The 9,814-nt window shown below is 63.4% G+C and carries 8 protein-coding genes; 3 read left to right on the top strand and 5 right to left on the bottom strand.

Annotation, left to right across the window (positions count from 1 at the left end):
- Nucleotides 1-123: 123 nt before the first annotated feature.
- Nucleotides 124-345: a hypothetical protein gene (locus tag AC1DRP_RS31235; protein WP_441507762.1), complete on the bottom strand. Its 222-nt coding sequence runs from the start codon at nucleotides 343-345 to the stop codon at nucleotides 124-126.
- A gap of 55 nt (nucleotides 346-400) precedes the next feature.
- Here AC1DRP_RS31235 and AC1DRP_RS31240 point away from each other — a divergent pair, with 55 nt between their 5' ends.
- Nucleotides 401-565 (top strand): hypothetical protein, encoded by a 165-nt coding sequence (locus tag AC1DRP_RS31240; RefSeq protein WP_441507763.1) that lies wholly within the window; start codon nucleotides 401-403, stop codon nucleotides 563-565.
- A 388-nt stretch (nucleotides 566-953) separates the two neighbouring features.
- On the opposite strand, the gene AC1DRP_RS31245 is transcribed toward AC1DRP_RS31240, so the two are convergent.
- The 4 genes from AC1DRP_RS31245 to AC1DRP_RS31260 form a co-directional block, all read right to left on the bottom strand.
- Nucleotides 954-2,252, bottom strand: coding sequence for a glycoside hydrolase family 130 protein (locus AC1DRP_RS31245; protein ID WP_476770528.1), 1,299 nt, complete (start codon nucleotides 2,250-2,252; stop codon nucleotides 954-956).
- A 37-nt stretch (nucleotides 2,253-2,289) separates the two neighbouring features.
- Nucleotides 2,290-4,575 carry a glycosyltransferase family 4 protein gene (locus tag AC1DRP_RS31250; protein WP_476770529.1) on the bottom strand — a complete coding sequence of 762 codons (2,286 nt, stop codon included), beginning with the start codon at nucleotides 4,573-4,575 and terminating at the stop codon, nucleotides 2,290-2,292.
- The gene (locus AC1DRP_RS31255; RefSeq protein WP_476770530.1) at nucleotides 4,572-5,540 is read right to left on the bottom strand and encodes a class I mannose-6-phosphate isomerase; all 969 of its coding nucleotides are present in this window, start codon (nucleotides 5,538-5,540) and stop codon (nucleotides 4,572-4,574) included. The genes AC1DRP_RS31250 and AC1DRP_RS31255 overlap by 4 nt, the downstream gene beginning before the upstream one ends.
- 804 nt (nucleotides 5,541-6,344) lie before the next feature.
- Complete coding sequence (locus AC1DRP_RS31260) at nucleotides 6,345-7,079, bottom strand: glycerophosphodiester phosphodiesterase family protein (RefSeq protein WP_441507767.1); 735 nt, start codon at nucleotides 7,077-7,079, stop codon at nucleotides 6,345-6,347.
- Nucleotides 7,080-7,201: 122 nt separating this feature from the next.
- Between AC1DRP_RS31260 and AC1DRP_RS31265 the strand changes: the two genes are divergently transcribed.
- The gene (locus AC1DRP_RS31265; RefSeq protein WP_441507768.1) at nucleotides 7,202-8,041 is read left to right on the top strand and encodes a MurR/RpiR family transcriptional regulator; all 840 of its coding nucleotides are present in this window, start codon (nucleotides 7,202-7,204) and stop codon (nucleotides 8,039-8,041) included.
- A gap of 85 nt (nucleotides 8,042-8,126) precedes the next feature.
- Nucleotides 8,127-9,722, top strand: coding sequence for an ABC transporter substrate-binding protein (locus tag AC1DRP_RS31270; protein WP_476770531.1), 1,596 nt, complete (start codon nucleotides 8,127-8,129; stop codon nucleotides 9,720-9,722).
- Nucleotides 9,723-9,814 lie beyond the last annotated feature (92 nt).

The raw sequence follows: 9,814 nt of genomic DNA on the forward strand, positions 1-9,814 counted from the left end.
CAACCTGAAGGGATGGCTGAACGTGATCTCCGTTTCGGTGGTCCGGTCCGTCATGATCCGCACCTGCCATTCCCTGCCAATGCTAACAGAGCCGCCTGCTCGGCTCTCTTCCGGACGCCGCGGTTATTTCAGGTTGCCGAAATGGTTCGTTTGCGTGACGCTGGCGCGGATCTGGAGTTCTTCGATGGCGCGCTCGTGGCCATCGGCGCCGCGCACCCGATATTGCCGCTGTCCGTTCTCGCTCGCCGGAAGCACCCGTATGATCTCGTATTTCCCGACGCCGGTTCTGTCGAAGAAGCCAAAAGCCAAGCTGATGACATCGCCTGCCTTATAATCGGTTGTCATGACATGTGTCCTCGATGCCCGATCCATTGCGCGCCTTCTCATTCGACGAAGCCAGATGGCCGATGAAGGCCGCCCCATCGTGGCGATGGCCCATGATCAGGAGATCCACGATGTCTCCGTCGTCCCGGATCAGGTGGATCGGAAAGGCGAACTGGAGCGGGTCCGTCCGGCTCAGGTTCGCGACAAGATGCCCGGAACACATGTCCCTGGCATTCAGTGACGTTCTGAAGCTGAATGATGCCGGCTGGCGCGTGCCGTTGCGCCAGATGATCTGGCCATTGCCTTGCAAGACGAAAATCCAGTGCCGACCGGCGCCACAATGACACCGCGACCCGCTCTCGGTTCAGTGCGAAGGGAGGCGACAATCCACTACGCGCTTCTTYCAGTCGCTAAGCAAGTTCTAAGGCCGCGTCATCTTCGCACATACATCGTTCCAGCCCCTCTGCCGATTGTMTTAACCCTGATTTGCTTGATGATTCAATTATTCCGGCCTGGCCGAAGGCATGACATATGACGACGTCGATGCTTACTTTGAGCCAGGCGCAGGCGGAACCTTTTTCCAGCCTGCGTAGCCGATTTCTCGCGCGAGCCCGTGCCCGGAAGACTTCCTAGCGTTCCATGGCGCCCATCAGCGCAGCGATCCTGATCGTCGCGAAATTGCAGAACGTGTCGGAGACCGCGTAGGGCAGGATGATGTGGTCGTTATGGCGTATCGCGCCGCAGGTATAGACGACATTGGGAACATAGCCTTCACGCTCGGACGGTTCTGGCCGGACGAGCGGCTCGCGGGTCCGCGCGAGGACCCTCGACGGATCCTGCTTGTCGAGAAGAACCGCTCCGATCGCGTATTTCCGAATGGGCCCGACGCCGTGGGTCAACAGCAGCCAGCCTTCGTCAAGCTCGATCGGGGAGCCGCAGGTGCCGATCTGAACGAACTCCCATGCAAATTGGGGCCTCAGGATCACGACCCCACCGTTCCAGGTGAAGAGGTCATCGGAATAGATGAGATAGAGGTTCTCATTGTCCTGCCGCGCGATCATGGCGTAGCGCCCACCGATCTTGCGAGGGAACAGCGCCATGCCCTTGTTCGCGGCCGCGGTGCCCCGCAGCGGCGACATCCGAAACGACAGGAAATCGCTGGTCTCGATCAGTTCGGACCGGATCGCCCGGCCGTCATAGGCCGTGTAGGTCGCCCGAAACACCGTCCTCCCATCTTCGTCAAACGCGACGAAACGTGCGTCCTCGATGCCATTCGATTGAGATGCGGTAATGGGGAAGATCACCCGCTCGCTGRTGTCGCCATCGGGCGAAAATGCGACCTCGACATCGTCGCCGTCGAGGCGCGCCATGCGGTTGCGCAAGGTGGCGATCGAAGCCAGCCGCGATGTCGGATCGACACTGATGCTGCAGTCATTCGCGATCGAGCCCGAGCGGAAAGTCAGGGACGAGATATGGCCCTCGCCAACCGCGCGAACGCTCAGGATGAAGCGGCGCCCGCCTGGAGGAGCGCCGGACTGGTCAGGGTGCGAAACGATGCTCGGGTTGAAGAGCGCCGCTGCTTCGAATGAATTCTCCTGGAGAAAGTAGGCTCCGACCAGCTGACGCTGAATCCTGGTGAAGTCGCAATGCGTTGCGAATGCCTCCTCCATCTCATCGGCGCGCTCCTCGAATTTCTCCAGCAGGTTGCGGTGTCGGCCCTTGAAGTTCTCCAAGACGTCGGAGAGCAGGCTCTCGGCCGTATCGGCATCCAGCGCCAGGACCCGGTCGACGATATGATTCGCCCGCGTCTTGTCGATTGGGCTGAGGTCCCTGGGCTCGACCGCGGGGCCGAACCGGCGCACGACCACCCTGGAAGGATCGGGGCGCAAATACAGGGCCTGGCGGTTCAGGAAAGCGGGCTGGGACAAGGCGACCCCAGTCTGTTCGTGCGCGCTGGCGGAAGGATCAGGCATGGAGGACCCGAAGCGGCGCCAGTTTCGGGCGGTCCCCGCTGATGCGGGCCTGCTGGCGAATCTCGGCGAGGCTGAGAAGATAGGATACCACGGATTCGCCCCCGCGGTTCTCGTTTGCGCGGTCGCGGTGCAGGCCGTCCCGGCAGGCGCCGGTATCAAGATCGACCAGCGGCACCGAGAGGTCGTTATGGCCGAGGAACCAGGCGAAGGCACGTGCGGCCTCGGTCCGCCAATGCGGATCGCCATCGGCCCGACAGGCTGCGAGGCAGGCTGAGATTGTCGCCGTGGCCTCCAGCGGCTGCTGATCAAAGGACCTCGGTGCACGGCGCTTGTCGCCGAAACTGTCGGAGCCGACAGGCCTGAACAAACCCGCGGGCGTCGTCTGCAGATCCGCGAGCCAGCGCAGCGACCGCAACCCGGCCTCGAGATAGGCTGGGACCTTCATGGAGGTACCGGTTGCGATCAGGGCCTGAGGCAGGCGCGCGTTGTCATAGGAAAGCCCGTCCTCGAACCACACCCAGTTCGGTGTCTCGACCGCCGAGAGCAGGGCGAGCAGGCGATCGGCCAGCAGCGGGCGCAGCCAGATGGCAGTCGGCGGCGCCCCGGCGACGGCGCAATAGGCGTCGAGGCCGAGCAGGGTGAAGCTCCAGGCGCGGGGCGAGGTGAAGCTCTCGACGATGGGCAGGGCTTGTGCGAACAGGGCGGCTGCCCATTGTCGGCGCGACGGGCTGACATCGCTGCGCGCGCATTCGCCCAGCGCCCAGAGCGTCCGGCCATGACTGTCCTCGGAACCCGTATCTTCCAGCCAGCGCCGGTCGAAGCTCATGAAATTGCGGAAGCGTCGCGTGTCGGGATTCCAGGCGTGCTGGACGAAGGATGCGTAACGCGCCGTCAGCGCGTCCGTAAGCTGCCGTTCGCCGGTGCTGCTCAAGGTGCAGGCGAGGAGGAGCGCGCGGGCATTGTCATCCACGCAGTAGCCATGCGCGCGATCCGGCACGGAATGGACGGCATGCTGGAACAATCCGGTATCGTCGCACATGGACAGGAGATGTCCTGTCTGCATCTCCGGAGGCGCAGGAATCTGCGGCGAGGGCGTTGTCATGATGGGGCTGGCGACGACGCTCAGCACCCGGCCCCGACGCGCCGTCTCAAACGCGGCGAGATAGCGCTTGGCCGTTCGTTCCCATGTCATCGAACGGCTACTGGCATAGGCACGCAGCCGCATTGCCTGGCGCCTGTCGACATCGGTCAGCAGTCCCGCGATCTCGTCGCCGATGGCAACCGCATCGCCGAAGGGCACCAGAATGCCGCGCCCATCAGCGAGCAGTTCCTGTGCGTGCCAGTAGGGCGTCGAGACGACGGCTTTCCCGAGGCCGAAACTGTAGGCCAGCGTGCCCGATGTCATTTGCGCCTCGTTGAGATAGGGCGTGACATAGACATCGCACATCGAGATGAAGCCCAGTAGCGTCGCCTGATCGACGAACTGGTCGAGGAAGACCACATGATCCTCGACGCCGAGTTCGCGCACGCGGCTCATCAGGCTGGCGCGATAAGCCTCGCCCTGGTCGCGGACGAGATTGGGATGCGTTGCACCCAGAACCACATAGACCGCATCGGGGCGACGCCGCAGGATCGCCGGCATCGCGTCGATCATCACCTCGATGCCCTTGTTGGGCGACAGCAGACCGAAGGTCAGGATGACGGAGCGGCCGCTGAACCCGAGCCTGGTCTTGGCGTCGTCAGGTGCGAGAAAGGCGACGTCGGGAATGCCGTGCGCGATCACCTCGATCTTGTCGGCAGGGAGTCTGTAGACGGTCCGCAGCAGGTCACGGCCCTTCTCGGCCATGACGACGATGCGCGTCGAGGCGTCGACAATCTGTTCCATGACATCGCGCTGCACCGGCGTCGGCTCGGACAGGACGGTGTGGAGTGTGGTGGCCACCGGCGTCTTCAGCCGCGACAGCAGCGCCATGATGTGGCCGCCGGCCTCTCCGCCGAAGATGCCGAACTCATGCTGGAGCGAGACGATGTCGAACCGACCATCATTCAGGAAGTCGGCGGCCCCTGCATAATCCTCCAACCGGTMGTCGCCGACCTGATAGTGGACGGAGCGTGGATAGTCGTAAGCATGACCATGGTCGTTCATGGCCACGATCGAGGTTTCGAGATCCGAGCCCGACAAGGCGACCGCCTGTTGCAAATCCGTCGTGAAGGTCGCGATTCCGCAGCGACGCGGAAGCGAGTTGCCGATGAAGGCAATGCGGTGGAGCGGGCTCATGGTCGGGCCTCCGTGAAGGGGTTGGACGGACCCGCCAGCGTCGGGAGCGGCAGGGGCGGCTGAGGCGGCTGGGAAACGGCGTCGCCTGGCGCATTCGCATCATGCGCAGAGACGGCATGCAAAAGGTCGGGGCAGGGGCTTGTCGCGTCATAGGCCACCAGACAGGTCAGGCCTTCGCCCCCCGCCTCGATGCGCATGCTGTCGGCCTCGATGAAGCAGCCCTCGCCGGCGACTGCTTGGAACGCCCCGAGCCTGGCGGTGCCAGCGATGATGACCAGCCAGGTCTCTCTGCTTGCACTGAGGTTCCAGACCGATCCCGAAGCCAGATCAAACCGCTCGAGGACGAAATACGGGCTCGCGACGAGCAGGGTCCTGCAATCGCCAAGATACCGCACTGGGGCTTGCCCTGCGGCGGGCGCGGCCAGGGCCGCTGCAACGCCGTGCTCGATGTGAAGTTCGCGTTGGCGGCCATGGTCGAACAGGCGGAAGGTCGTGTCGCTTCGCTGCTGGATTTCCGCGAGGACAAGCCCGGGGCCTATCGCGTGGATCGTTCCGGCCGGCACGAAGATGACGTCGCCCTTGCAGGCCTTGCGCCACTGCACGAGGTCGGTGATGGAGCCATCCTCGATGGCGGCCCGCAGTTCTGCGGGCGTATGGGCCGATTTCAGCCCGACGCCGATCGTGGCATCCGGTGTCGCGGAGAGAATATACCAGGCTTCGGTTTTGCCGTGAGGGAGCCCCATAGCTTGCGCGAAAGCGTCGTCCGGATGCACCTGGATCGACAATGCCTCGCGCGTGAACAACAACTTGAGCAGCAGGGCGGGCTCGGCCACGTGAATGTCGCGGCGTTGAAACCAGAGTTCACCGATGGCGACGCCGTCATGCGCGACCTCGCTCCAGGGCAGGAGATCGGTCGACCCCCAGGGTTTGGGCATCGCATGTACGCAGGCCTGTTCGAGCGCCATATCGGTCTCCTGGTGCGCATCGCCAGTGATCGAGCGACGGCTGTCGATCGATGCGGCAATGGTCGGCGACGGCTTTCAATGGCGCCTGGCGAGGGACAAAAGGCCCGCCGCAGGCAGCATCATGCGCTCGTTGGGCGCATCGAACAGGCCAGATACCGCTCCAACGCTGGAGCAGGACCGCGGCCCGGATAGCTGGATGATCGCGCGTCGCGCGGTCCTCGATGGATCAGGTGCTCCGCTTCATGGGAGGACCTGCGCGCCAGGGCTGAGACCGGCTAGCACGGCTCGGTTCTTAGCAAGGGTGCCGTGCAGACGGATCTCATCATCCATTGCGCGTCGCCTCGAAAGGCACATGCCCTCATTCGGCAGAGTTGCACGACTGACGCCATGCCGGAACACGCGGCCCGCAGCATAAAGTCTGGCCGCACACGATCGTTCCCGGCCTTGTCCTTGAGCTGGCCCCAAGCAGCCGGCGCACACCAGGGAGTGTCGCCGACAAAATAATGGCGCTTCCTGACATGAGAACAATTCACTACGGACGAGATTTAACCTAAATTATGAGGTGAATTTTAAAAGTATCGAGAAAGTCGATCGCGCCGCTATATAGCGTGAATAACTCAGGAAAGATCCATAATTATTTTTTGGATAATACCGACGTTCAGGATGAGATCAAATATTGAGAGATTGGATCGAGGTTTTCCAGCGTGCCGCCTTGGTTGGCATGGCGGCACCCCTTCGAGACCGGAAGCGGGAAAGTTCTGATGGATCGGCAAGACGCAGCAGAGCCCGCGCAGTCCGACTTGCCTATGGCCTTAGGGCGACGGCGAGGTCCGGCCGATCCGTCGTGAAGGCGCTCACGCCCGCGGCGAAGGCCTGCTTGATCTCCGCCTCCTCATGCACGGCAAAGAGACCGTAGCGGATCGCCTCACGCCGGCAGATCTCCGCATCGGTGTCCTGGGCTTGCGAGATGCGCACCGCAATCTCCGGAACGCCCGCCATGCGCGCCTTTCGGCACAAGGCACCGAGATCTCGCGTCGGCGCGGCGAGCGTCTTCTCGGCGATCAGCCAGATCAATGGCGTGGCTGGCGCCAAGCTGGACAGTTCTTCCAGCGTCGCGAGATCGAACGCGGTGAAGGTCGTCCGGTCGAGCAGGCGCGTTTCCGTGAGCACTTCGACGATCTGGGCCTCGATCCCGGGATAGCGGCTGCCGTCGTGCCGGTTCTTCAGCTCGATGCGCAGCTTGATGCCGCTCGGCTCGAGAACGTCGAGCACTTCGTCAAGGCTCGGAATGGTCTCGTCGCTTGTGCGCAGCAGCGCCACCTCCCGGAGGTCGGCCCAGTCCTTGTCCGCGATCGCTCCGGTGCCGGCAGAGGTTCGGCCGAGCAGCGGATCGTGATGGACGAGCAGCACGCCGTCGCGACTGCGATGGATGTCGAACTCGATGAAGTCGACAGCCATCGCGGCGGAGTTGCGGAAGGCGAGGCGGCTGTTCTCGGGCCAGAGTCTGGCTCCGCCGCGATGAGAGGCGATCTCTGTCATGTCACCGTCACAGTCCAAGAGGTTTTCTGCGTTGCAAGATAAATTGCGATATCAAGAGTCAGCAATTTATCTTGCATAGCTCCGAAGGGCTTGTCTACCTTGGGCGGCATTGGGAGGGTTGCATGAGCCTGACGGAGATTATCGCGGCGCACCGGGACGAACTGACCGAAGCCGATCGGCGGCTGATCGAGGTTCTCCTGGCTGACCGGACAGCGGGCAGCTTTCTGCCGGCGCACAAGGTCGCAGGGCAGGCCGGCGTGCATCCCTCGACTGCGGGCCGGCTCGCACGCAAGCTCGGCTTTGCCACCTATCGCGACATGCGCGGCGCCTTGCAGGACGCGGTCGTCGCCGATCTCGACGCGTCGGTTCGCGTCCGGCGCCGGCTCAGCCGCGTCCGCGGCGATTCCCTCCTGGGCTCTGTCGTCGATGGTGAAATCCGTGCCCTGAACGCGGTGGCTGCGCAGATTTCGGATGCCGATATCATTGCCGCCGCCGGTCTGCTGCGCGACGCCGGGCGGATCCTGGTGGTCGGCGAGGGGCATGCGAGCAGCCTGGCGGACCTGTTCGTGCGCCGTCTCGTCAGGTCCGGCTACAGGGCGGCAGTGGTCGCCCATGCCGACTGGCAGGCGGCTGACCAATTGCTCGGCCTCGCCGCCGGCGATGTCGTCGTCGCCCTGGTCTTTCGCCACGAGAGCCCGGCGGCCGCGCGGATCATCGCCTATGCGCAAGGCATCAATGCCGGAACGCTCTTGATCACGGACCGGCGCACGGGTGTGCCGGATTGCGACGCGCAACTCGTTGCCGACCGTGGCGAGCAGGGCGAATTCCATTCGCTCACCGTCCCGATGGCGATCTGCAATACCCTGATCCTGGAACTGTCGCGCACCGACCGCGGTCGCTCGCTGAAGACGCTGGCAAAGGTCGAGACGCTGCAACGGATGTTTCGCGGCAAGCCGGGATAGCGGCTGCGGTGTCGCGCGTGATCGGACCACTGAACAAGGACCCCGGTAGCGGGGCGCCCCAAGGGAGGATGCAATGGCAAGAGCGATGAAACGCAATGCAGGGCTTTGGGCGGTGCTTGGCGCGGGGCTGGCTGCATCCATGCAAACCGGCGCGTCGGCAGCGGAGCGGCCGGCCCTCACGGTGGCTGTGAACGAACTTGCGCGCTCGCTCGACCCCGGCGAGAACACCGGCAATGTCGACGTCCGGGTCTATTACTCGATCTTCGATACGTTGATCCGGCGCGATTTCGCGCATCCGACGGCGGACGGCGGTGCGAAACTGGTTCCTGGGCTGGCGGAAAGCTGGTCCTGGAGCACGCCGACCACCTTCGACATGAAGCTGCGCCGCGGCGTCGTGTGCCATGATGGCAGCCCGTTCAACGCTAATGACGTGCTGGCGACGTTTTCTGCCGATCGGCTTTGGGGGGCGAAGTCCTATTATCCCGATGGCCGCGTCTATTTCGGCAATTTCACCAATGTCGAGAAGCTCGACGAGTTTACGATCCGGATCACGACGGCCCAGCACGACCCGATCATCGAGCACCGCCTGTCGAGCTACATGTCCTTCGTCATTTGCGACGAGGCCTGGAACAAGTTCAGGACGGAGGGTGTCGAAGCGAAGACCTGGATGGATCAGGCGGCCAAAGCGCTGCGCTGGAAGCCCGTCGGCACAGGCCCCTATAGCTTCGTCGACTACCAGAAGAACGACCGCATCACGCTTGCCGCGTTCGATCGCTATTTCGAGGGCGCTCCCGCCGCGAAATCCATCACCTTCCGCTCGGTTCCGGAGGTCGCAGCCCGTGTCGCCGGTCTCGTCGCGGGTGATTTCGATATCGCCGTCGAGATCCCGCCGGACCAGTGGGACGGCCTCAAGCGCTACAAGGATGTCACGCTGAAGACGGAGYCGCTGGAGAACAGCCATGTGCTCCAGTTCAACACCAACGACCCGGTGCTCTCCGACAAGAAGCTGCGCCACGCGATGAGCCTGGCGATCGACCGCAAGGGGCTGATCGACGCTCTCTGGAAGGGCCAGACTTATGCGCCCAACGGCCACCAGCTGCCGAGCTTCGGGCCGATCTATGTGAAGGAGAACAAGGGCTATTCCTACGATCCCGTGCTCGCCAGGAAGCTCCTTGCCGAGAGCTCCTACAAGGGCCAGGAGATCTCCTACAGGCTGATCCCGAACTACTACCTCTATAATGTCGAGGCGGCGCAGGTCATCCAGGAGATGTGGCGCGCAGTCGGCATCAATGCGCGCATCGATTTCGTCGACAGCTTCAAGGATGTCCGCAAGCCCGGTGCCCAGGTCTTCGCCTGGTCGAACACCTATCGCGTGCCTGATCCGGCAGGCGCGATCCTGACCCTGTGGGGCCCCGACACCGACAACCAGAACACCTGGAAATATTACGGCGCGAGCGCTGCATTCAACGAGGCCGCCAGGGAGCTGCTCGCCGAGACCGAAGAGACCAAGCGCAAGGCGCAGTTCGCGAAGCTGCTCGTTGCCTTCGAGGACGATATGCCGATGACGATGCTCTACAACCCCGTCACCGGCTACGCGCTGAAGAAGGGCATCAACTGGACGCCCTATAGCCAGTACTACATGGACTTCCGCCCCTCGAACCTGTCGATCGGCGCGAAGTGACGGACACGGACCGCATCACGGAAACCGGCGAGGGGAGCGACACGCTCCTCTCCGTCGAGGATTTGACGGTCGGCTTCCGCACCGCCGCCGGC

The organism is Allobosea sp. 01N443 (genome assembly GCF_056399325.1).